This window comes from Micromonospora sp. SD12 (assembly GCF_052068495.1).
Lineage (GTDB): Bacteria > Actinomycetota > Actinomycetes > Mycobacteriales > Micromonosporaceae > Micromonospora > Micromonospora echinofusca.
Genome location: NZ_JBQHDF010000009.1, coordinates 81,197 through 102,182, shown reverse-complemented (window position 1 = coordinate 102,182; position 20,986 = coordinate 81,197). Strand labels below are relative to the sequence as shown.

Below are 20,986 nucleotides of genomic sequence, written 5' to 3'. Positions count from 1 at the left end.
GTCCCCTCAGGAGGTTCGATGAGGCCCCACGCCACCCCGCCCGCGCCGCCCGCCGCCCCCGCCGAGGAGGAGGTGCCCCTGGTGGCGCTCGGCGAGCTCTACCGTGACGGCATCACCGCCTGCCGGGGCGCCTTCGCGGTGGACTGGGTGGACCGTGTCGGCGAGGACGTCGAGGCCGCCTTCCGGGAGGCCCGTTCCCGCCCCGACGGCGCGGTCGGTCGCGGCCCGCAGCGGTGGTACGTGGAGATCCACCCCGAGCAGCTGCGCGGCTTCGTCGACCTGGTGACCCACCCCTGGGTGGTCTCGGTGTGCCGGGCCGTGCTCGGTTCCGACTACCAGATCGTCGAGCTCGGTTTCGACATCCCGTTCCCCGGCGCGGTCATGCAGCCGTGGCACCGGGACTTCCCGATGCCGGAGGACACCCGCCGGCAGCGGCGGCTGACGTCGCTGGCCTTCAACCTCACCACGGTGGACACGGTGGAGGAGATGGGGCCGTTCGAGATCGCCCCGGGCACCCAGTGGGACGACGGGCGGGACTTCGACCACCAGATGTTCCCGCCGAGGGGGCGCTACCCCCGCTACGAGCAACGGGCGGTCCGCAAGTACCCGCGGCGCGGCGACATCTCCGCCCGGTCCGCGCTGACCGTGCACCGCGGCACGCCGAACGTCTCCACCCTGTCGCGACCGGTGCTGGTGCTCGGCGTCGACGCGCCGGGAGCCGGCAACGCCGAGCACCACGACATGGCGGTCACCCGGGAGTACTGGGCGGGCCTGCCCGAGCAGGTGCGCGCGCACCTGCCCTGCCCGGTGGTCGACGCCCTGACGCCGATCCGGCAGAAGCACACCATCGAGGGCCTGGTGATGGGCGCTGAGTAGCCCGCGCCGCACCTAGTCGGCGTCGCGACGCAGCCAGCGCTCGCGGGTCAGCGCGTACTCCACCTCGCCGTGCTCCGCGCCGTCGATCGGCTCCGGCCAGTCCCCGACGTACGTCCGGACGAGCCGCAGCCCGGACTTCTCCATCACCCGGCGCGACGCGGCGTTGACGGTCATCGTGTTCGCGGTGACCCGCCGCACGCCGAGCTCGGCGAAGCCCTTGTCGATCAGCGCCCGGCAGCCCTCCGTGGCGAGCCCGGCGCCCCAGGCGGCCCGGCGCAGCCGGTAGCCCAGCTCCACCTCCCGGGCGTCGCCGTCGCGGGTCGGACGGAACTCGAACCAGCCCAGGAAGGCGCCCGAGCCCCGGTCCTGCGCCGCCCACCAGCCCAGGCCGGGCGCCCGTCGGTAATGGGCGAGGATCCGGGGCAGGACGCGCTCCCGGACCGCCTCGGGCGGGGTGGGGCGCCCGCCGGTGAGGTACCGCATCACCTCGGGATCACCGTCCAGCTCGACGAGGAGGTCGGCGTCATCGGCGGTGAACTCGCGCAGCACCAGCCGCGGGGTGCTCAGGAAGACGCTCACCCGCCCATCCCAGCGGCACGGGCGCGCAGCCTCAATCGAATTCCGGGCCTGCGGCCCGAGGGACACCGCCACCACGCCGGTCATGATCGACCGCCTAGACTCGCCCCGGCCGACGCGTCGGCCGGGACCGGCGGCGGGACGGACGGATCAGGCGGATGACGGGCACCGGTGGTGGGGGCGACTCCTGGCTGCGCGCGGTCGCCGGGGACGGTGGGCGCGGCCCGCTGCTCGTCCGGGGCGACCAGCTCGTGCACGGTCCCCGCCGGCTCGGCGAGCTGGTGCAGGGGCGCCCGCCGGGCGTCACCGGCAACCAGTGGAGCACGGCCAGCCGACAGGGCTACGACCTCGTCGTCTGCGCCGCCGACACGGCCCGGCCCGTCTTCGCCGTCGAGATCGGCCCCGTCGCGCCTCCCAACTCCGCCGGGCAGCGGGTCGAGCGGCTCAAGAACGCGGTCGCCGAGGCGGTCGGCCTGGCGGTGCTGCGGATCGGGTCGCCGACGCTGCGGGCCGAGGCCCACGGGCGCCGGATCGTGGCGTACGTGATCGACGCGCGCGCGTACGCGGCCCTCGGCGCGGGGGAGCCCGACGACGCCGGGGCACCGCCGGTCGGCTTCCGCGACATCCTCGGCCGGCTGCCCGACGGGCGGACCGGTCCTGTCAACGACCTCGGCGCCCTGGCCCGGGCCGCCGCCGTCGAGGCGTACGTGGCGCGGCGGCTGGCCGACCCGATCGTCCGGGGCCTGCACGTGCGCTGGGCGGACGGACCCGCCGAGGGATGGAGCTGGGTGCAGGTACGCCCCGACGCCTGCCTCGTGGAGCGGGTGACGGTGCGCGAGCGGCGGGTCTCCGCCGGGGTGGACCCGGGGCGGCTGGCCGAGGACCTGGCGGCGGTGGCCGTCGGCGAGCGCCTGCGCGCGCTGGACGCGGCCGAGCCGGTGCTGACGCCCCGCGACGAGCTGTTCGCCGAGATCCGGCGGCTCCAGTCGCGGCACGACGAGATGACGGGCGGCTTCGCGTTCGCCCACCTCTGCGCGGACTGACCGGCTTCACCCCGGGCGGACGGCACCGCCCAGCGCCCGGAGGCGGCGGCCGGTCCGCGCGACACGGCCGCCCGGAGGGCGCCACGGGTCGGGTCTCCGCCGACGGCGGTCGGCGCAGAGCCCCTTCCGGAATCCCGGGAACGCGTTGAACCTTCGCGCCGGGCGTCCCGTACTCCTGCGGGAATGGACAGGATCTCCCCGACCGCGTCCCGTGACGCGGTAGACGGTGCGGAAAGGGCATCGTCGGTCATCGACGTGCCGCCGGTTCGCCGCGACGGTTCCCGTCGGGTGCGCCCCCTCGATTCCGTCGGTCCGCCGAGGTCTCGAATCAACTACCGGATCGCGAAGGAGAGCAATTCGATGCGCAGGTCCACACGGGCGCGCCGGTCGTCCGGCACCGCCCGGAGCAAGCGGCTGCTGGCCGTCGTCGGCACCCTCGCCGTCTTCGGCGGGATCGTCGCCGTCACCCAGATCTCGTCCGCCGAGGACCGGCGGTCGACCACCACCCGGCCGGCCTCCGCCGCCTGCGTGGAGCCCAGCCCCGGCGCGACCGCGCCGAGCGGGCGCGGCACCAGCCGGACCTGGCAGGACGGCCGGTGGGTACGCAACCACTGGGGCGACGGGCAGCAGACGGTCGCGGAGTGCGAGCAGACGCGCGGCGGCGGCGCCGACAACGGCGGCTCGGCCGTGGCCTGCCCCGACGTGGCCGGCCAGCTCCCGCGGGTGCCCGATCGCGCCCGTGCCGAGGTCGACCGGAACCTGAACCTGTTGCAGGCCCAGATCGCCGAGGCGGACCGGCGGCTGGCCGCCGAGGGGCGGCGGGGCGCGGAGTTCGTGCGTACCTCGATCCTCCAGCCGCTGGCGGCCAAGCGGCGGGCCACGCTGGAGCGGATCACCATCGCGATCGACCGGGCAGGCCCCCGGCCGCAGGGCCTGGCCCGGCTCGCGGAGTGCCGGGTCGCCCCGACGGGCAACAACGGCGGCGGGAACAACGGCGGTGGGAACAACGGTGGTGGGAACAACGGTGGTGGGAACAACGGCGGTCCCGGTTCCGGGCTGGGCGTTATCGCGAACGACTGCGACGACAGCCGGTTGCAGCCGCACGACGGTTTCCAGAACGGCAACCGCTGCGTCAGCACCGCGTTCGGTGAGGTCGGTGCCGCCGCGAACAACGCGTCGCTGCTGATCACCGAATTCCCCGAGCGGGTGGGCGCCAACCAGCCGTTCACCCTGCGGGTCTCCACCCGCAACCTCGTCCGGGACCGCTTCCTGGCGGCCGGGCAGGGCGGGTACTACGTGGAGAGCTCGCTGCTCAACGACCAGGGGCTGGTGCGCGGCCACTTCCACACCGCCTGCCGGATGCTGGGCAGCCTCCGGCAGCCGCCGGAGCCGCAGGAGGTGCCGGCGTTCTTCGTCGCGACCGAGGACAGCCGTGGTGGCGCCGAACCCGACGACGTCACCATCCAGGTTCCCGGCCTGCCCGGATCCGGCACCGCCCAGTGCGCGGTCTGGGCCGGCGACGGCTCGCACCGGGTGCCGATGATGGAACGGGCCAACCAGACCCCGGCCTTCGACGTGGTGCGCATCGAGGTCGGCTGACCGCCGTCTCGGGGCCGGCGGACGTACCCCGCCGGCTCCGGACGGTGCGCTCACGCCAGCGTCGCCGCCTCCCGCGGGACGGCCGGCGCCGCGGCGGCGCGCAGGGCGCTGATCCGCCGGGCCCGGGGCCGTACGGCGGCGAGGTTGCCGGCGGCCACCAGCAGAGCCAGCCCGAACAGGCCCAGCCAGAGCACGTCGGTGGAGTACCGGGCGGCGACCAGCCCGCCCACCGTCGGCCCGGCGAAACTGGCGAACGCGTAGCCGAGGGAATAGACGCCCTGGTACCGGCCGCGCTGGGCGGCCGGCGCGAGGTCCGCGGTCAGCGCCGAGTTCGAGGGGGTCATCAACATCTCGCCGAGCGTCCAGACGGCCACCGTGAGCGCGTAGAACCAGACGGCGTCGGCCAGGGCGGTCAGGGCGAAGCCGACGCCGACCACCACGACGGCGACGGCGATGGTGCGGGAGCGGTCGAAGCGCCCCACCAGCCGGGGCACGAAGAGTTGCCCGAGCACGATCATCAGACCGTTGACCGCGATGACCGGCCCGTACGCCGACGTCGGCAGCCCGTCGGCCTGCAACGCCACCGGCAGCATCACGCTGCCCTGGATGCAGAGCCAGGCCAGGCCGGTGAGGGCCGTGAACGCCAGGAAGACCCGGTCCCGCAGCACGGTGCCGAGCCCGGCGGAGTCGGCGCGGGCGAACTGCGCGACGGTCACCGGGGCGGGCCGCGACTCGGGCACCTTGAGCCCGATCAGGGCCGCCGTGCCCAGCAGCACCGCCGCGTTGATCGCGAACAGCAGCAGCGGGTCGGCCCGGACCAGCAGGCCGGCCACGGTCGCGGCGACCGCGAACCCGATGTTGATCGCCCAGTAGTTCAGCGTCAGCGCGCGCAGACGGTCCCGTTCGCCGACGACGTCGATGACGGTCGCCGTGAAGGCCGGCCGGGCGACGCCCAGGAAGAGCCCCAGCAGCAGGGTCAGGGCCGCCATCGCCACGGGGTGCCCGCTCAGGCCCAGCGCCACCGCCGCCGCCGCGGCGGCCACGTTGCCGGTGAGCATGGCGGGCCGCCGCCCCCACCGGTCCGCGACGATTCCGCCGAGCACGCCCCCGGCCGCGCTGCCGGCCCCGTGCAGCCCGATCACGATCCCGGCGTACGCGGGACTGAGGCCACGTACGGAGACCAGGTAGACGCCGAGGTAGATGGCGACGAAGCTGCCGAGCCGGTTGATCAGCGTGGCCGTCCACAGGTACCAGAAGGTGCGGGGCAACCCGCCCGCCGTCTGGCTCCACCATCGCGTCATCCGCCACCCCCGAGATCCGAGCAGGTAATGCTCGACAAAGCTGTCGCTCATTACACTCGGGAAGGGTGACGATCGCGGGGCGCCTCGGTGTGATCGTGGCGATGGTCACGGCCGGGAGGTCGGCGAACGCGCGTTCTGGGACGACTCGAAGCGCCCCGGCGTCGCCGATGGCCGATGCGTGCAATGGGAGCGGGCCGAGAATGGACCCGCCGGTGGGTGCGGGCCCCGCGAATGGTCCGCCGTGGGAAAAGACCGGCGGGGCCGCGCTGATTCCTCAGCGTGACCCCGCACGAGCCCGAGCGTGAGCCCGGCGTCAGCGGTTCTTGTACGCCTCGACGACCTCGACCGGGATGCGGCCACGCTCGGAAATCTTGTAGCCGTTCTTGGTGGCCCATTCCCGGATGGCCCGGTTCTGCTCCCGGTCCATTCCCGAGCCGCCCGACGCGCCCGCCCGCCGAGGGGGCCGCCCAGTGTCGACGGACCCTCGGCCGATCCGCCGGCCAGCGTTGATGTACGGGTCGAGGGCCTTGCGCAGCACGCCCGCGTTCTCGTCGGAGACGTCGATGGTGTAGGCCACGCCGTCCAGACTGAACTCGACGGTCCGGTCGGCCTTTCCACCGTCGAGGTCGTCGGTCAGGACCGTGATTACTTTTCTCGCCATCGTCAATTACTCCCTGTGTGGGGCGGGGTGTGGTCAAAGTTTGACCTATCCCACGGTGAATCCGCAACAATGCGCGTCGTCCTCATTTCGGCGAGTCGTGTTATGGCGGGAAAACGGGTCGGCGCAAAGCCCGGCGTTCAGTCGCCGAGCAGACCGGCGTGACCCGCGAGCGCCGCCGCCTCGGCCCGTGTGGATACTCGCAACTTCCGCAGCAGCGCGGCCGTCATCCGCTTCACGGTGCGTTCCGAGACATGCATCCGTTCGGCGATCTCGACGGTGCTGCATCCCCGCGCGATGGCACGCAGCATGACCCGTTCCTCGTCGTCGAGGTCGACCGGTGCCGGCCGGCCGGAACGCAGCAGCGCGCGCAGCAGGTGTCCCGGCAGCACCGCCCAGCCGTCCAGGACGGCCAGCAGCGGGGGCAGCAACTCCTCCGGCTCGGCGGTCTTCGGCAGGTACGCCTCCGCGCCCGCGCGCAGCGCCTCCAGGGCGGGCGCCGGGTCCTCCCCGCCCGACATCGCCACCACCCGTACGCGGGGCGTGGTGCGCCGGATCGCCGCCACCGCACGGATCCCGCCCGGCGGCGGCATGTGCAGGTCCACCAGCGCCAGGTCGGGCAGGCAGCGCCCGACGAGCGAGGCGGCGGCCGAGGCGTCGCCGGTGGAGCCCACCACCTCGGCCCGCCCGTCGGTCGTCGCCGGCAGCAGCAGCTCCAGCCCGCGGACGAACAGCGGGTGGTCGTCGACCACGGCCAACCGGACGACGGGGGGAGCGGGCATGCCTGGTCCGTTCCCGAGCGGGTACCGATCATGCGGCCTAACGAGGGAGGTCGGGCGGATGCGCGCACGGCACGGGTGGCGAGGCCCGCTGCGGGTGCTCCGGTGGGCGGGACCCGAGGCGGGTCCCGCCGATCCGGGGGCCCTGGACACCGACCCGGAACTGCTGCTCCGCGTGCTCTGCCACGAGTTCCGCACCCCGGTCAGCGCCCTCACCTCGCTCACCCGCGCCCTCGCGGACGACCGGCTCGCGCTCACCGGCGACGACCGGCGCGCCATCACGGCGCTGGCCCACGAGCAGGCCGTACACCTTCAGGGCCTGCTGCGGGACGCGGCTGCCGGCACCGGTGCGCTCGCCCCGGCGGCGGACCCGGCGGCGCCGCTGGCGGAGATCCTGCGCGGCGCGGCGACCCTGGTGCCGCCGGGCCGGCGGCTGATCGACGTGACCCGGCGGGCCGGCGGCTGCCCGGTGCCGCGGCGGCGGACCCGGCAGGTGGTCACCAACCTGGTGGAGAACGCGTTGCGGCACGGCCCGGCCGCCGGCCGGATCGGCATCCACGCCGCGCTCGGCCCCCGGGGTCTGAGCATCGTCGTCACCGACGAGGGCAAGATCGACCCGTCCCTCGTCGAGGCCCTGAGCCGCCCCGGCCCCGGCGCCGGGGCCTCCGGGCTCGGGCTGTGGATCGTCCGGCGGCTGCTCGCCGCCGACGGCGGACGGCTGCGCCTGCACCGGCTGCGACCGCGCGGAGTGGCCCTCGAGGTGGTGCTGCCCGTGCCCGGCGCCGGTAGGCCGTCCCCGCGGGGCCACCGGTTGGCCCGATAGGGCCGGCCGTCGGGGGAACCGCCTCGGTGACAGCCCGACCGCACCGAGGAGGACACGTTGTTCAGCCACATCAAGGACCTTCAGTTCGAGGCCAAGCCGGACGGCCCGGACGCCGCGTTCGCCCGTCGGCTCCAGGAGATCCTGGGCGGCAAGTGGGGCGAGATGACCGTCGCCAACCAGTACCTCTACCAGGGCTGGAACTGCCGCCTGCCCGGCAAGTACAAGGACCTCTTCCTCGACGTCGGCACCGAGGAGATGGGCCACGTCGAGATGATCGCCACGATGATCACGCGGCTGCTGGAGAACGCCCCGCTGTCGTTGCAGGAGGCCGCCGACGACAACCCGATGGTCGGGGCGATCTACGGCGGTTCGAACCCGGCGCACTTCATCCACGGCGGCGGCGGAGCGCTGCCGGTGGACAGCGCCGGCGTGCCCTGGAACGGCAACTTCATCACCGCCAGCGGCAACCTGATGGCCGACTTCCAGCTCAACGTCACGGCCGAGGCGCAGGGCCGGCTCCAGGTGGCCCGGCTGTTCAACATGACCGACGACCCCGGGGTCAAGAACATGCTGCGCTTCCTGCTGGCCCGCGACACCATGCACCAGAACATGTGGATGGCGGCCATCGAACAGCTCAAGGAGGACGGCCTGGAGGAGATGCCGGTGCCCGACGCCTTCCCGGACTCCAAGGAGTTCACCGAGAAGTTCAGCTACACGTACCTGGACTTCTCGCCGGGCACCGACGCGTCGGAGGGGCGCTGGGCGTCCGGGCCGGCGCCCGACGGCAAGGGCGAGTTCCGCTACGACCACAGCCCGCGCGCGCACGCGCCCGAGCCGGTCCTGCCGCCCGGCGACCCGAGGCTCTACGGGACGAACCCGGGCCTCGCCAAGGGCGCCGTCAACAAGGTCAAGAGCAAGCTCACCTGACGCCGTCGTGCCGGGGGCGTCCGCGAGCGGCGGGCGGCCCCGGCGACGCCGTACCCCGAGGAGGTGCGCCGTGACCGAACTCGTGCTCCGCCCGCTCGCGGACGCGTTCATGCAGGTGGGTGTGTACGTCGCCGTGATGGTGGCGCTCTTCGGCTGGCTGCGCTGGCGCTACGGCGACCGGGTCACCGACGGGCTCACCAGCCGGCCCCGGCTCGGCCCGCTGGTCGGTGCGCTGCTGGGCGTCAGCCCCGGCTGCGGCGGGGCGATCGTCCTGATGCCGCTCTACGCCCGGGGGAAGGTCTCCTTCGGCACGGTGGTCGCCGCCCTGGCGGCCACCATGGGGGACTCGTCGTGGGTGGTGCTCGCCTGGAATCCCGTGTTCGCCCTGAAGATCCACGTACTGCTCTTCGCGGTCGGCCTGGTGACCGGGTACGTCGTCGACGCGCTCGGCATCGATCCGGCCCGCGCGGTCAACCGCCGGGTCGCCGCCGCACCCACGCCGGTAGGACTCGCGGCCGTGGGCGGCCCGGACCTCGCCGGGGCGCGACGGCTGCTCGGCGGGCTGCTGCCGCGCGTACCGGCGTCCACGGCGTTCTGGGGGCTGACCACGCCGGCGTTCGCCGTCTCGGTGCCGGTGGTCTTCCAACTGGTCGACCCGGGCGCGCTGAGCCGGTCCTTCGGGGGCGTCGACCCGTACCTGGCGCTGGGGGTGCTCGGCTCGCTGACCGCCGCGCTGATCTTCGCCGCCGGCCGGGGACGGCTGGCCGACGACAGCCTGGAGACGGCGCAACCCCGCTCGTTGCGGGAGACGCTGCGGCACAGCGCGCACGAGGCGTCCTTCGTCACCGTCTGGGTCGCGGTGGCGTACCTCGGCTGGCAGGTGGTGACGACCACGACCGGCTTCGACGGCTCCCAGCTCGCCCTCACCGGCCTCGTCGGCGTGCTGGTCGGCGCGGGCATCGGCCTGATCCCCGGGTGCGCGGTGCAGATCGTCTTCACCGGCCTGTACGTCAGCGGCGGCCTGCCCCTGCCCACTCTGGTCGCCAACGCGATCAGCCAGGACGGGGACGCGCTGATCCCGCTCGCCGCGCTGCGCCGGCACTCGGCGGCGCTCGCCACCGTCGTCACCACGGTCCCGGCGGCGGCCGTCGGCGCCGCGCTGCTCGTCCTGCTCTGATCCCGTACGGAGGGGAGATCCCGATGTCCGTCGCGATCCCGATCGCCCGCACCCGTCGCAAGCTCCTCGTCTTCGCCGTGCTGACGGGCGTCGCCGCGGTGGCCGGCCTGCCGGGCTGGACCGTCGCCGCACTGGCGCTGACCTGCGTGGCGATCCCGCTCGCGGTGGCGGTCGCCGGGGGCGCCGGCGGCGTGCGGGAGCTGCTGCGTCCGGGGCGCAGCGCGGCGGCGGCCGGTGGTCTGGATCACAGTTCGGAACAAGGGGAACGCTTTGTTACTTGAGTTGGACACGCTCAACTCAACGCGATAGCAGGTGTTCGATGGCAACTCTCCCGGTACTTCCCCTGACCGACGCCGTGCTCCTGCCCGGCATGGTCATCCCGGTGACCCTCGACCCGACCACCCAGGCCGCCGTCGACGCGGCCCGCGCCACCGGCGAGGGCACGCTGCTCGCCGTGCCCCGCCTCGACGGCGAGTACGGCCCCGTCGGCGCGGTCGCCACCATCGAGAAGGTCGGCCGGCTGCCCAGCGGCGAACCGGCCGCCGTCGTCCGCGGCCTGTCCCGCGCCCGGATCGGCTCCGGCGTGCCCGGCCCCGGCGCCGCCCTCTGGGTCGAGGCGACCGAACTCGACGAACCCGCTCCCGCCGGGCGTGCCCGCGAACTCGCCCGCGAGTACCGCGCCCTCATGACGTCCGTGCTCCAGCAGCGCGGCGCCTGGCAGGTCATCGACGCCATCGAGCGGATGACCGACCTCTCCGAGCTGGCCGACTCGGCCGGCTACGTGTCCTGGCTCAGCCTCGCCCAGAAGACCGAACTGCTCGCCGCGCCGGACGTCACCGCCCGGCTGGAACTGCTCGTCGGCTGGGTGAAGGACCACCTGGCCGAGCAGGAGATCGCCGAGCAGATCAGCACCGACGTCCGCGAGGGGCTGGAGAAGTCCCAGCGGGAGTTCCTGCTGCGCCAGCAGCTCTCCGCCATCCGCAAGGAACTCGGCGAGGACGAGCCGGACGGCTCCGCCGACTACCGGGCCCGGGTGGCGGCCGCCGACCTGCCCGACAAGGTCCGCGAGGCGGCGCTGCGCGAGGTCGGCAAGCTGGAGCGGGCCAGCGACGCCTCCCCGGAGGCGGGTTGGATCCGGACCTGGCTCGACACCGTGCTGGAGATGCCGTGGGGCACCCGTACGGAGGACCACACCGACCTGGCCGCCGCCCGCGCCGTGCTCGACGCCGACCACGCCGGCCTGGCCGACGTCAAGGACCGCATCCTGGAGTACCTCGCCGTGCGCAACCGGCGCGCCGAGCGCAACCTCGGCGTCGTCGGCGGCCGGGGCTCCGGCGCGGTGCTCGCCCTCGCCGGCCCGCCCGGCGTCGGCAAGACCAGCCTCGGTGAGTCGGTCGCCCGCGCGCTCGGCCGCAACTTCGTCCGGGTCTCCCTCGGCGGCGTACGCGACGAGGCCGAGATCCGTGGCCACCGGCGCACCTACGTCGGCGCGCTGCCCGGCCGGATCGTGCGCGCCCTGCGCGAGGCCGGCTCGATGAACCCGGTCGTGCTCCTCGACGAGGTCGACAAGCTCGCCGCCGGCTACTCCGGCGACCCGGCCGCCGCCCTGCTGGAGGTACTCGACCCGGCGCAGAACCACACCTTCCGCGACCACTACCTCGAGGTCGACCTCGACCTGTCCGACGTGCTCTTCCTGGCCACCGCCAACGTGGTGGAGGCCATCCCCGGCCCGCTGCTGGACCGCATGGAACTGGTCACCCTCGACGGGTACACGGAGGAGGAGAAGGTCGCCATCGCCCGCGACCACCTGCTGCCCCGGCAGCGGGAACGGGCCGGGCTCACCGCCGAGGAGGTCGACGTCGCCGACGACGCCCTCGCCCGGATCGCCGGCGAGTACACCCGCGAGGCCGGCGTACGGCAGCTCGAACGGGCGCTCGCGAAGATCCTGCGCAAGGTCGCGGTGGCCCTGGCCACCGACCCGGCGCCGGTCCGCGTCGACACCGGCAACCTCGCCACCTACCTCGGGCGGCCGAAGTTCACCCCGGAATCGGCGGAGCGGACGGCCGTGCCCGGCGTCGCCACCGGCCTGGCCGTCACCGGCGCGGGCGGCGACGTGCTCTTCATCGAGGCCACCAGCATGGAGGGCGAGCCGGGGCTGACCCTGACCGGCCAGCTCGGCGACGTCATGAAGGAGTCGGCGCACATCGCGCTGTCGTACCTGCGCTCCAACGGGCGCCGCCTCGGGCTCGACCCGAACGCCCTGGCCGGACGGCGGATCCACCTGCACGTGCCGGCGGGCGCGGTGCCGAAGGACGGCCCCAGCGCCGGTATCACCATGGTGACCGCCCTGGCGTCGCTGGCCAGCGGCCGGCCCGTGCGGCCCGAGTTCGGGATGACCGGCGAGGTCACCCTCTCCGGCCGGGTGCTGCCCATCGGCGGGGTGAAGCAGAAGCTGCTCGCCGCCCACCGGGCCGGCCTGACCGAGGTGATCATCCCGGCCCGCAACGAGCCGGACCTCGACGACCTGCCCGCCGAGGTGCGGGAGGCGCTGTCCGTGCACACCCTGGCCGACGTCGCCGACGTGCTCGCCCTGGCGCTGCGTCCGACCGACGCCGACACCCGCCCCGACCCGGCGCTGACCGCCGCCTGAGGTGTCAGGAAGGGCCCCCTGCTACGCGCGAGGCGTTGACAGGGGGCCCTTCCTGACGTGCGGGGTCAGCGGCGGTCGCGCCGGTCGAAGTCCCGGTCGCGGCGCTCGCGCCGGTCGGCCCCGTCGAAGCGGCGCTCGCCGCCGCCGTCGACGTCACGATCCCGGCGTACGGTCGCCTTGCGACCCTTGATGGTGCTGCCGCGCAGCCCCGCGATCACCTCGTCGGCGACGCCCTGGGGCACCTCCACCAGCGAGAACCGGTCGGCGATCTCGATCGAGCCGATGTCCCGACCGCTGATCCCGGTCTCGCCCGTGATCGCGCCCACCAGGTCCTGCGGGCGGACCCCGGCGCGCCGGCCCAGCCCGATGAAGACCTGGGTGGTGCCGCCGGTGCGGGGCCGGGCACCGCCCCGGCGCTCGCCCCGGCCGCCGGCCTCCGGTCGCCCCTCGCGCGGGCCCCGGACGGGAACCTGGGGGATCTCCTCCTCGTCGTCCGAGCCCGGCGACGTCGCCTCGTGCGCCAGCTTCACCGCCGCGAGGGCCACCTCGACCAGGTCGAACTCGTCGGTCAACGACTCGACGATCGCCCGGTACGGGTCGAGGTCGTCCTCCAGCAGGCTCTCCCGCAGGGCGCCCTGGGTCAGCTCCAGCCGCCGGGTACGCATGTCCGCCACGGTCGGGATCTTGTCGATGGTGATGCGCTGACCGGTGACCCGCTCGATGGTCTTGAGCATCCGGTGCTCGCGCGGCTCGGCGAGAGTGATCGCCACGCCCTCCCGCCCGGCCCGGCCCACCCGGCCGATGCGGTGCACGTACGACTCGGGCGCCGACGGCACGTCGTAGTTGACCACGTGGGTGAGCTGCTCGACGTCCAGACCGCGCGCGGCCACGTCGGTGGCCACCAGCAGGTCCGCGGTGCCCGTACGCAGCCGGCCCATCACCCGGTCACGCTGCTCCTGGCTCATCCCGCCGTGCAGCGCCTCGGCCCGGTAGCCCCGGCCGTTCATCGTCTCGGTGAGCCGGTCGACCTCCTCGCGGCTGCGGCAGAAGACGATCGCCGCCGTGGGGGACTCGACGTCCAGCACCCGGCCCAGCGCCGCCGGCTTGTGCGCCCGGGCGACGATGTACGCGCTCTGGCGCACCCGGGGCGCCTCGCCGGCCACCGGCTGCTCGCGGGCGATGAGGATGCGTATCGGGTCGGTCAGGTGCTTGCGGGCCAGCCCGTCGATGCGCGCCGGCATCGTCGCCGAGAAGAGCACCGTCTGCCGCTGCTCCGGCGCGTGCTCCAGGATCGCCTCGATGTCCTCGGCGAAGCCCATGTCGAGCATCTCGTCGGCCTCGTCGAGCACCACCGTGGCCAGCGCGCCCAGGTCGAGCGTGCCCCGCGCGATGTGGTCCAACGCACGGCCCGGGGTGGCGACCACGACGTCGACGCCGAGGTCCAGGGCGCGCAACTGCCGGCCGATCGGCTGCCCGCCGTAGATGGGCAGCACCCGCGCGCCCAGGTCCTTACCGTAGCGGTGGAACGCCTCGGAGACCTGCACCGCCAGCTCGCGGGTGGGCACCAGCACGAGCGCCACCGGGGCGCCGCCGGGCCGGTCGTCGGGCATCCGCTGCAACAGCGGCAGCGCGAAGGCGGCCGTCTTGCCCGTACCCGTCGCGGCCTGACCCAACAGGTCCCGACCGGCCAGCAGCGGCGGGATGGCCTCCCGCTGGATCGGGGTGGGCTCCTCGTAGCCCAGGGCGGTCAGCGCGCCCAGCAACTCGGCGCGTAGTCCGAGATCCGCGAAGGCGCTCGTGTCGTCGAGGGCGGCGGGGCCGGGTTCGGTGGGCGGGTCGTGCCGTACGGGTGCGGAACTCATGCCGTCAAGCTTTTCATCACCGCCGCGACGCCGTTTCGCCGACCGGCACAACCGTGACCCGGGCGGGCCCGTCGCCGTGCCCCGGGGGCTAGCCTGGCGGCGTGCGTACGGTCGAACTGGTCTGCTCGCCCGAGCTGGAGGCGGCCGTGCGCGGCGCCTGGGAGCGGCTGGCCGCGTCGGGCCTGCCGAGCCTGGCCCGCAACGCCCACCCGACCAACCGGCCGCACCTGACCCTCGCCGCCGTCGACGAGTTCCCGCCCGGCGCCCGGCCGCGCCTGGCCGCACTGTTCGACGCGGCGCTGCCGCTGCCGGTGCGGCTGGACCGGATCGCGGTGCTCGACGGCAGCGCCCCGCTGGTGTGGCTGCTGCGCCCGTCGCCGGAGCTGACCGCCCTGCACGCGTCGGTGTGGGACGTCCTGGCGGCGGCGCCGGGCCAGCGCCCCTGGCACGCCCCCGGGCGCTGGCGGCCGCACCTGAGTCTGGCGCTGCGCTTCCGCGACGCCGACCGCCGGCTGGCCCGCGCGGTCGCCGGCGTCGAGCGCCCCGGCGGTACCTTCGTCGCCGCCCGCAGCTACGACGGGTCGACCCGGACGGTCAGCCCGCTCGGCGGCGACGACCGCCGCGGCTGACCGGCCCCGCCGCCGCGCCGGCCCCGCCGCCCGGAGACGGGGCCGGGCCCCACCGTCCGGCGGGGGCCCGGCCCGGTCGAAGGGCTCAGCGGGGCTCAGCGGTGGAAGCGCAGGTAGTCGAAGTGCGCGGTGACCGCCGGGTCGGCGCCGCCGTGCGCGACCAGCCCGATCCGGGGAGTGGTGTCGGCCGGGAACGTCCAGACCCCGCCCCACGTCCAGTTGCGCCCGTCCCGGCTGGAGCCGGCGCGGAACTCGTGCTCGCCGGAGACCGGGTCGACCCGGTGCGCCAGCCGCAGCCAGGTGGTGGTCGCCGGGGTGCCGACGATGGTGCCGCCGTAGACCGGCCGACCGGCGAAGGGCAGCTCGTAGCCGTACTCCACCTGCCGCGTGTTCCAGATGGCGACCTGCGACAGCCGGGCGAAGCGGTCGTCGTCGACATAGGCGACGAGCCCGGCCTGCTGGTAGTTGCGGACCGTCTCCTCGCCGAGGTCGAGGGTCACCTTCGTCTCCACGACGTAGTCGCCGCCCGGCGCGTCGCGCAGCAGCACGCCGGCGGTGTTGCCGGTGCCGGTCAGGTCGGTACCCTGCACCGGCCAGCGCAGCGCCCCGCCCGACACGGTGGCCGCCGGGTCCGGCCGGAGCCACCGCCACGCCGGGTCCAGCCCGCCGGTGAACTCGTCGGAGAACGCGGGCAGCAGTCGGCCCGCCCGCGGCTCGGCGACGGCGTGGCGCACCGGTCGGTGCAGCCGGGCGACGCTGACGTTGTCGAACCCGGCGGACCCGCCGGTCGCGGTGAGCGTGAGGCGCCCCGCCACCGGCCGCGCCAGCCGCAGCGACACGACCGCCAGCTGGTCGCCGAGGCGGGCCGGGCTCAGCTCGGCCACCAGGTCCCGGCCGCGTACCTCGACGGCGAGGTGGTGCCCCGCCGCGGCGTCGAAGCCGGCGGGCAGCGGCGCGCTCACGGTACGCCCGCCGTCGGCGGCGACCAACCGGCCGGCGGCGGCGTCCACCCGCACCGAGACCCGGCCGCCGAGCGTGAGCCCGGCCGCCCCGGCGGCGGAGAGCCGCAGGTCGGCCTCCGCCCGCACGTCACCACCCACGGTCGTACGGCTGGTCAGCGCGCCGCTGCCGGTGAGGCGGCCGTCAGTGACCCGCCAGTCCCCGGCGCCGCGCCGCCAGCCGGCCAGCCCGGCGTCGAAGCGCTCGTCCACCCGCCCGGTGGTGACCGGCGCGGGCCGGGCGCCCTCGGACGGGCCGGCACCGGCGTTCACCGTCGGCCAGCCGTCGATCCAGTCGAGGCGGTCCAGCAGCATCGGCCGCTCGTTGACGCCGAACGGCTCGTCCAGGTAAGGGTCGGCCCGGTCGATCGCGTGGTAGACGATCCAGTCCTGGCCCGACAGGTCGGTGAGGAAGCCATTGTGGCCGGTGCCGATCCACCGGTTGCCGTTCTGGGTGAGCACCGGCGTGCCGCCGGCCCGGGAGGCGGTCAGCGCGATGCCGTCGCGGTCGACGAACGGCCCGCGCGGGCTCCGGGACCGGCCGACCTGCACGGAGTAGCCGGTGGCCGGGCCGGCGCAGCAGTTGGCCGTGGACGCGAACAGGTAGTACCAGCCGTCGTGGCGCACCACGTGGCTGCCCTCGAACTTGTTGTCGATGGCGACCATGGTGGGCGTGCCGACCGCGCGCAGCCCGTCGGGGGACAGCTCGGTCACCGAGATCCCGCCGTAGTAGCTGCCGTGGTAGAGGTAGTGCCGGCCGTCGACGTCGGTGAACTGGCTCGGGTCGATGGTCCACAACCAGCCCCCGCCACCGCCGGGGCGGGGCGCGACCACGGGCTCGTCGGCGAAGGTCCACGGGCCGGTCGGGGTGGGTGCGGTGGCCGCGCCGACGGCGAAGTCGCCCCCGTCTGGGGAGACGGTCGTGTCGGTGACCGTCACGTACATGACCCAGCGGTCGCCGACCCGGCGCACGTCGGGGGCCCAGAAGCCGGCGCCCGGCGCCGCGTACGCCGGGCGTTGATCGGCGCCGAAGGCGTCCCCGACGTACGTCCAGTCGACGAGGTCGGCCGAGCGGGCGGTGGGGACGCGGTGGAAGACCCCCTCGCCTTCGCGCAGCGGGTCGGTGGTGCCGTACGCGTACCAGAAACCATCCTCACCACGGACGATCACCGGGTCGGCGAAGGTGTCGGCGAACCCGGCCGAGACGGGATTGTGGTAGCGGAGGTCGGGTACGGCGGCGGCCGGCGCGGACGCCGTCCCGGCCAGGACCAGACCGATGACGGCGGCGAGCGCCCCGGCGCTGCGGAGATGTCCCATCAGACCTGCCTCGGGTGCGAGATGTCGATCAGGATCGGTGCGTGTCCGTTTCTACAACGTTGGATACAACGTTGTAAAGGATTGACGGCACGTCAGCGTCCGCCGCGAGGTACCCGTGCCCCGGGCGTGGGTCCGTGGCCACTCCCGCGCTGGTCTGCCGCCGGTCCGCCGCCGGTCTGGCGCGCTGGTCCTGGCGCTGATCCGGCGCGCTGGTCCCCGGCCCCGTCCCTGCCCCGCCTCCGTCCCTGCGTCCGCCTCCGCGTCCGCCCCCGCGTCCGCCCCCGCGTCCGCCTCCGTGCCCGCTGCCGTGCCCGCTGCCGTGCTCGCTGCCGTGCTCGCCGCCGGTCGGCGTTCCGCCGCCGTGCGCGCCTCGCGCCCGTCGGTCGGCGCTTCGCGGACGCCCGTTCCGCCCGGCGGTCGCTTTCAAAACCGATCTTCCGGGCGGCGGAAAACAAGATGTCCCGTCCCGAAGCTTGTTACGGACGGTGATGGCGAGCGGTGGTCACCGTGTGTCACGGCTGACGCTTCGGCCGCTGATGGCTCTCTCGCCCCTTTGCTCTGCATCTCTCCCCGCACCACTCCTATGAGCTGGGATTTTGTGCTTGCTGGCCCGGCCGGAGGCGTGAGTGCGCCTGACTCTAAGTAGTTGGTGCGTATGTGGATGCAGAGCAAAGGGCGGTGAGGGGGGATGTGGCCGGGCGACCGGACAACTACTTTTCGTGAAGCTGGAGCTGGCTGGCGTGGCCGGCTGCGGCGGTTGCGCTGGCGGCGGTTTCGCGTTGATGGACGCCGCAGCCGCCGCCCCCGCCGCGCCAGCATCACCCGCGCCCTCTGGGGAGGCAGTGAGTCGCCAGGGCCACCCTGGCCTCCGGGGCTCCGGGGCTCCGGGGCTCCAGGGCTCCCCGGGGCTCGGGGCGCTGCGTGCGGCGCGGTGCGGCGCCGCGGTGCGCGTACCACCTGCCGTCGTGGGCCGAGGTGCAGCGGGTTGGGCGGCGGTGTCCCGGCCGTGGCCGTTCGTGCCTGGCGGCGGCAGGGGAGCCCCGAAGGAGTAGATAGGAAGATTGTTCGGACTCCTCCCGTCCGGCCCGATTACGGTGTGTTCAGGGCGATGCACAGTGCTGCCGTGACGGGAGAGAGGACCCGACCATGCGAGTGCCCAGCCGAAGCCCGGGACAGCGGCCCGGCTCCTCCGTCACACCCGCCGCCCCGACGCGGCGGCGCGCGTTCGCCACGCCGACGCGGCCCGCGGCACCGGATCTCGACGCCTACCGGGCGGCCGTGGCCGACCTGCTGGTCGAGGTCGGCGCGCTCGCCGGTGAGTCCTGCACCAACGCGCGGCAGATGCTGATCGACGACCGGCTGCGCGAGCCCGCGATCGCCGCGGTGCTCGACGCCACCCCGCAGGGGCCCGTCGGGGCCCGCGAGACGCTGTTGCTGGAGATGGCCCGGTACCAGCCCAACGCGCGCAGCTCCGCCGCCGACCTCACGGCGCTGGTCCGGATCTACCTGCTCTCCCGCGTCGACGTGATGTGGTGGCGCGACGCCCCCACCTTCCTCACCGACGCCCAGGTCGAGGCCAGCCCGGACCTGGTGGACCTGGAGTGGCTGCGCAGGCGGGACCTGCTGCGCTTCCGCTACACCGAGCAGCCCCGCACGCTGCTGGGACGCGGCGCGCGGGCGGTGCGACGCCGGCTGCTGCCCGCCGCCACGCCGCGTACCGCCGGACTGCGCTTCCGGCGTGCCCGCCGGGAGGTGGTGGCGCTGCTCAACGACATCGCCCGGCAGTTCGCCGCCAGCACCCCGGCCGGCACGCCGCCGCTGTGGGTGACCAGCCTGGTCCGCAGCGCCGAGCACCAGCACCGACTGCGCCGGCTCGGGTACGCCGCCATGGTGCCCAGCGGCCACTGCCTCGGCTGGGCGGTCGACCTGGAGATGGAGTGGTTCGACAGGTTCGGGGTCCGGGACACCCTGGCCGAGCTGCTGCTGGCCCGGCAGCGGGCCGGCGAGGTCAACGTGGTCGACGAGGGCCAGGCCTGGCACGTGTGCCTCGCGCCCGCGGCACGGCGGCGGCTGCGCCGGGCGTACGAAGCCGAGATGGGGGTCTGAGCCCGATGTGTGGCATCGCGTTGAGCCTCGGCCCCGAGGCCGATCCGACGATCTTCCGGCGGATGCTCGCCACCCTCGCCCCACGCGGCGAGGTCACCGAGACCCGCTACGAGAACGGCCTGCTCACCGGCACCCGCCGGCTGCCGATCGTGGACCGCGAACGCGCCGTGCAGCCGTGGGCCTCCGCCGACGAGCGGTGGCTGCTCTGCTACAACGGCGAGGTCTTCAACCACCACGAGCTGCGCGCCGAACTCGTCCGGCTGGGCCACCGCTTCCGCGGCACCAGTGACACCGAGGTGGTGCTCGCGGCGTTCCTGCGCTGGGGCGAGGGCATGGTGACCCGGCTGCGCGGCGAGTACGCCTTCGCCGTCGTGGAACGGGCCACCAGCCGGGCCTACCTGGTCCGGGACCCGCTCGGCGTCAAGCCGTTGTACTGGTGCCGCACGCCCGGCTGCCTGCACGTCGCCAGCGAGGTCAAGGCACTGGTCGGTCACCGCGCCCCGATCGCCGAGGTGCCGCCCGGGCACCACGGCTGGGCCGAGCCCGACGGTTCGGTCCGGCTGCGCGCGTACGTCGACCTGCTCACCCTCGGCGACGGGCTGCCGGTGGTGGACGACCCGGACGAGGCCGCCCTGCTCGTCCGTGCCGCCCTCACCGACAGCATCCGGATGCGGGTGGACACCGACCTCACCGTGGGGGTGGTGCTCTCCGGCGGCCTCGACAGCTCGCTGGCCCTGCTGCACGTACGCGAGATGCACCCCGACTGCGTCGCCGTCACGGTCGGCGTGCCCGACAGCCCCGACGTCGCGTACGCGCGGCGGCTCGCGAAGGACCTCGGGGTGCCGCACGAGGTGGTCGAGCTGCGCCCCCGCGACATCCGGCTGGCCGACATCCGGGAGACCATCAGGATGTCCGAGCTGACCGAGTACGGCGACATCATCAACGCGGTGGTCACCCTGCCGCTGTTCCGCCGGCTGCGCGAGCTGGGCGTGAAGGTGGCGCTCACCGGCGACGGCTCGGACGAGCTGTTCGGCGGCTACCCGATGTACCACGAGGTCGGTCCCGAGGCGTCCCGCCGGCTCTTCCTGCACAAGATCCGCAACCTCTGCCGTACGGAGTTGCAGCGCGTCGACCGGGCCGGCATGGGGCACGGGGTGGAGGCGCGCGTGCCGTTTCTCGACCTGAGCCTGGTCGAGCTGGCGATGCGGCTGCCGATCGGGCTGAAGATGCGCGAGGGGCAGGAGAAGTGGATCGTCCGGCGGGCCTTCGCCGACCTGCTGCCGGACTACGTCCGGCGCCGGCCGAAGAACCCCATGTCGTACTCCTCGGGGCTGCACGAGCGGGCCCGGCTCTACAAGCCGCTCTTCGCCCGGCTGCACCGCTCGTTCGGCTACGACCTGCTCGAACCGGTGCGCCGCGACTTCGACAACGTGCTGACCCGGTGCGGCAACGACCTGGACCGGGCCATCGCCGACGGCCGTGCCCGGCCCGACTACACGGTGCTGGAGCACGCCCGCGACCTGGTGGGCGCGGCGAAGTGGAACGCCGCCCCGATGGTGCGTCGGCTGGTCGGGCCGCGCCGCACGCGGGGCGACGAGGCGCCGCTGCCCGGGTGACCGGTCGGCACGCACCCCTCGCGGCGCCGGCCGGGGCGCGCCTCGCGAC

17 protein-coding genes are annotated in these 20,986 nt (G+C 74.5%); 11 read left to right on the top strand and 6 right to left on the bottom strand.

Annotated features, from left to right (window positions below; all coding sequences use genetic code 11):
- The first annotated feature begins 18 nt into the window (after positions 1 to 18).
- Positions 19 to 876, top strand: coding sequence for a phytanoyl-CoA dioxygenase family protein (locus tag ACTMS2_RS19035; RefSeq protein ID WP_441176581.1), 858 nt, complete (start codon positions 19 to 21; stop codon positions 874 to 876).
- A gap of 12 nt (positions 877 to 888) precedes the next feature.
- On the opposite strand, the gene ACTMS2_RS19030 is transcribed toward ACTMS2_RS19035, so the two are convergent.
- Entirely contained in the window at positions 889 to 1,455 is a 567-nt protein-coding gene (locus ACTMS2_RS19030) for a GNAT family N-acetyltransferase (protein WP_441176580.1), read from the bottom strand.
- Positions 1,456 to 1,610: 155 nt separating this feature from the next.
- Between ACTMS2_RS19030 and ACTMS2_RS19025 the strand changes: the two genes are divergently transcribed.
- Both ACTMS2_RS19025 and ACTMS2_RS19020 read left to right on the top strand, forming a co-directional pair.
- Positions 1,611 to 2,495: a hypothetical protein gene (locus ACTMS2_RS19025; RefSeq protein WP_441176578.1), complete on the top strand. Its 885-nt coding sequence runs from the start codon at positions 1,611 to 1,613 to the stop codon at positions 2,493 to 2,495.
- Positions 2,496 to 2,855: 360 nt separating this feature from the next.
- Positions 2,856 to 4,094 carry a hypothetical protein gene (locus ACTMS2_RS19020; protein ID WP_441176577.1) on the top strand — a complete coding sequence of 413 codons (1,239 nt, stop codon included), beginning with the start codon at positions 2,856 to 2,858 and terminating at the stop codon, positions 4,092 to 4,094.
- A gap of 50 nt (positions 4,095 to 4,144) precedes the next feature.
- Here the strand turns inward: ACTMS2_RS19020 and ACTMS2_RS19015 are convergent, their stop codons facing one another.
- From ACTMS2_RS19015 to ACTMS2_RS19005, 3 genes are all read right to left on the bottom strand, one after another.
- Positions 4,145 to 5,395: an MDR family MFS transporter gene (locus ACTMS2_RS19015; protein WP_441176575.1), complete on the bottom strand. Its 1,251-nt coding sequence runs from the start codon at positions 5,393 to 5,395 to the stop codon at positions 4,145 to 4,147.
- Positions 5,396 to 5,708: 313 nt separating this feature from the next.
- A complete protein-coding gene (locus ACTMS2_RS19010; protein WP_441176574.1) occupies positions 5,709 to 6,056 on the bottom strand; it encodes a histone-like nucleoid-structuring protein Lsr2 in 348 nt (115 codons plus the stop codon).
- Between the two features lie 137 nt (positions 6,057 to 6,193).
- On the bottom strand, positions 6,194 to 6,835 hold the full coding sequence (locus ACTMS2_RS19005) for a response regulator (RefSeq protein ID WP_441176573.1): 642 nt from the start codon (positions 6,833 to 6,835) through the stop codon (positions 6,194 to 6,196).
- 58 nt (positions 6,836 to 6,893) lie between these two features.
- Between ACTMS2_RS19005 and ACTMS2_RS19000 the strand changes: the two genes are divergently transcribed.
- From ACTMS2_RS19000 to lon, 5 genes are all read left to right on the top strand, one after another.
- On the top strand, positions 6,894 to 7,655 hold the full coding sequence (locus ACTMS2_RS19000) for a sensor histidine kinase (RefSeq protein ID WP_441176572.1): 762 nt from the start codon (positions 6,894 to 6,896) through the stop codon (positions 7,653 to 7,655).
- A gap of 57 nt (positions 7,656 to 7,712) precedes the next feature.
- Positions 7,713 to 8,582 carry a manganese catalase family protein gene (locus tag ACTMS2_RS18995; protein WP_357720787.1) on the top strand — a complete coding sequence of 290 codons (870 nt, stop codon included), beginning with the start codon at positions 7,713 to 7,715 and terminating at the stop codon, positions 8,580 to 8,582.
- A 70-nt stretch (positions 8,583 to 8,652) separates the two neighbouring features.
- Entirely contained in the window at positions 8,653 to 9,759 is a 1,107-nt protein-coding gene (locus ACTMS2_RS18990; protein WP_441176570.1) for a putative manganese transporter, read from the top strand.
- Between the two features lie 23 nt (positions 9,760 to 9,782).
- Entirely contained in the window at positions 9,783 to 10,040 is a 258-nt protein-coding gene (locus tag ACTMS2_RS18985) for a hypothetical protein (protein ID WP_441176569.1), read from the top strand.
- Between the two features lie 38 nt (positions 10,041 to 10,078).
- Entirely contained in the window at positions 10,079 to 12,409 is a 2,331-nt protein-coding gene (lon, locus tag ACTMS2_RS18980) for an endopeptidase La (protein WP_441176567.1), read from the top strand.
- A gap of 65 nt (positions 12,410 to 12,474) precedes the next feature.
- Here lon and ACTMS2_RS18975 read toward each other — a convergent pair whose 3' ends face one another.
- Positions 12,475 to 14,271, bottom strand: a complete 1,797-nt coding sequence (locus ACTMS2_RS18975; protein WP_441176566.1) for a DEAD/DEAH box helicase — start codon at positions 14,269 to 14,271, stop codon at positions 12,475 to 12,477.
- 101 nt (positions 14,272 to 14,372) lie between these two features.
- Between ACTMS2_RS18975 and ACTMS2_RS18970 the strand changes: the two genes are divergently transcribed.
- Positions 14,373 to 14,900 (top strand): 2'-5' RNA ligase family protein, encoded by a 528-nt coding sequence (locus tag ACTMS2_RS18970; RefSeq protein ID WP_441176565.1) that lies wholly within the window; start codon positions 14,373 to 14,375, stop codon positions 14,898 to 14,900.
- A 95-nt stretch (positions 14,901 to 14,995) separates the two neighbouring features.
- On the opposite strand, the gene ACTMS2_RS18965 is transcribed toward ACTMS2_RS18970, so the two are convergent.
- Positions 14,996 to 17,215, bottom strand: coding sequence for a family 43 glycosylhydrolase (locus ACTMS2_RS18965; RefSeq protein WP_441176564.1), 2,220 nt, complete (start codon positions 17,213 to 17,215; stop codon positions 14,996 to 14,998).
- A gap of 1,146 nt (positions 17,216 to 18,361) precedes the next feature.
- Here ACTMS2_RS18965 and ACTMS2_RS18960 point away from each other — a divergent pair.
- Together ACTMS2_RS18960 and ACTMS2_RS18955 are read left to right on the top strand one after the other, a co-directional pair.
- Positions 18,362 to 19,321 (top strand): DUF5715 family protein, encoded by a 960-nt coding sequence (locus tag ACTMS2_RS18960; protein WP_441176563.1) that lies wholly within the window; start codon positions 18,362 to 18,364, stop codon positions 19,319 to 19,321.
- A 5-nt stretch (positions 19,322 to 19,326) separates the two neighbouring features.
- A complete protein-coding gene (locus ACTMS2_RS18955; protein ID WP_441176561.1) occupies positions 19,327 to 20,937 on the top strand; it encodes an asparagine synthetase B family protein in 1,611 nt (536 codons plus the stop codon).
- Positions 20,938 to 20,986: the final 49 nt, after the last annotated feature.

What these genes read in the sequence shown, in the direction of transcription:
- lon (WP_441176567.1), top strand. Translation starts at nt 10,079, where the DNA reads ATGGCAACTCTCCCGGTACTTCCCCTGACCGACGCCGTGCTCCTGCCC.
- ACTMS2_RS18975 (WP_441176566.1), bottom strand. Translation starts at nt 14,271, where the DNA reads ATGAGTTCCGCACCCGTACGGCACGACCCGCCCACCGAACCCGGCCCC.
- ACTMS2_RS18965 (WP_441176564.1), bottom strand. Translation starts at nt 17,215, where the DNA reads ATGGGACATCTCCGCAGCGCCGGGGCGCTCGCCGCCGTCATCGGTCTG.
- ACTMS2_RS19020 (WP_441176577.1), top strand. Translation starts at nt 2,856, where the DNA reads ATGCGCAGGTCCACACGGGCGCGCCGGTCGTCCGGCACCGCCCGGAGC.
- ACTMS2_RS19015 (WP_441176575.1), bottom strand. Translation starts at nt 5,395, where the DNA reads ATGACGCGATGGTGGAGCCAGACGGCGGGCGGGTTGCCCCGCACCTTC.
- ACTMS2_RS18955 (WP_441176561.1), top strand. Translation starts at nt 19,327, where the DNA reads ATGTGTGGCATCGCGTTGAGCCTCGGCCCCGAGGCCGATCCGACGATC.
- ACTMS2_RS19005 (WP_441176573.1), bottom strand. Translation starts at nt 6,835, where the DNA reads ATGCCCGCTCCCCCCGTCGTCCGGTTGGCCGTGGTCGACGACCACCCG.
- ACTMS2_RS18985 (WP_441176569.1), top strand. Translation starts at nt 9,783, where the DNA reads ATGTCCGTCGCGATCCCGATCGCCCGCACCCGTCGCAAGCTCCTCGTC.
- ACTMS2_RS18960 (WP_441176563.1), top strand. Translation starts at nt 18,362, where the DNA reads ATGCGAGTGCCCAGCCGAAGCCCGGGACAGCGGCCCGGCTCCTCCGTC.
- ACTMS2_RS19035 (WP_441176581.1), top strand. Translation starts at nt 19, where the DNA reads ATGAGGCCCCACGCCACCCCGCCCGCGCCGCCCGCCGCCCCCGCCGAG.
- ACTMS2_RS19010 (WP_441176574.1), bottom strand. Translation starts at nt 6,056, where the DNA reads ATGGCGAGAAAAGTAATCACGGTCCTGACCGACGACCTCGACGGTGGA.
- ACTMS2_RS19000 (WP_441176572.1), top strand. Translation starts at nt 6,894, where the DNA reads ATGCGCGCACGGCACGGGTGGCGAGGCCCGCTGCGGGTGCTCCGGTGG.
- ACTMS2_RS19025 (WP_441176578.1), top strand. Translation starts at nt 1,611, where the DNA reads ATGACGGGCACCGGTGGTGGGGGCGACTCCTGGCTGCGCGCGGTCGCC.